The sequence below is a fragment of the Pseudomonas sp. JV245A genome, from assembly GCF_032424515.1.
In the GTDB taxonomy this organism is placed as follows: domain Bacteria; phylum Pseudomonadota; class Gammaproteobacteria; order Pseudomonadales; family Pseudomonadaceae; genus Aquipseudomonas; species Aquipseudomonas protegens.
The window spans coordinates 1-790 of sequence record NZ_VYKE01000458.1; the positions used below are offsets into that span (position 1 = coordinate 1).

General features: G+C 70.9%; 1 protein-coding gene. It reads left to right on the forward strand.

The window, feature by feature from the left end:
• Positions 1-790, forward strand: a 790-nt coding sequence (locus tag F6S12_RS32420; RefSeq protein ID WP_315869944.1) for an ABC transporter ATP-binding protein, incomplete at both ends; no start/stop codon positions are given.

The window sequence follows — 790 nt, forward strand, 5'->3', positions numbered from 1 at the left end:
GAGCGCCAGCGCCTGGGGGCGGCCCTGGGCGACCTGTCCACCGCGACCCTGAACTTTGTGCAGAGCATCGCCATGGTCAAGTCCTTCGGCCGTGCCGAGCGGGTGCAGGCGGATTTCGTCAACGCGGTGCAGGGTTTCGGGCGTTTTTTCTCCCAGTGGGTGGAGCGCTGGGCGGGCCTGGGGGCGAGTGTCGAGGTGCTGCTGTCGCCCTTGCTGGTGCTGGCCCTGGTGCTGGTGGCCGGGGTGGCGCTGACGGCGGCCGGCTGGCTGCACCCGGTGCAACTGTTGCCGTTCGCCCTGCTTGGCCCGGCCCTGGCGGCGCCGGTGGCGGCATTGGGGCATGGCGCCGATTCCCTGGTCCAGGGCCGGGCGGCGGCGCAGCGCATCAGCACCGTGCTGAGTACCCCGGTGCAGGCGCAGCCGGCATTTTCCCGGGAGCCCGAGGGGCATCAGGTGATCTTTGATGAAGTGGCTTTCAGCTACCCCGACGGCACCCAGGTGCTGCACGGCATCGACCTGTGCCTGCAACCGGGCACCCTGACCGCCCTGGTGGGGGATTCGGGCGCTGGCAAGTCGACCCTGGCCACCTTGCTGGCGCGCTTTGCCGACGTCAGCGCCGGGGCCATCCGCATCGGCGGCGTCGACCTGCGGGTCATGGACAGCGCGACCCTCTATCGCCAGGTGGCCTTTGTCTTCCAGGACGTGCGCCTGCTGCGCAGCAGCGTTCTGGACAACCTGCGCCTGGGGCGTCCCGAGGCCACGCTGGCCGAGGTCGAGGAGGCGGCCCGGG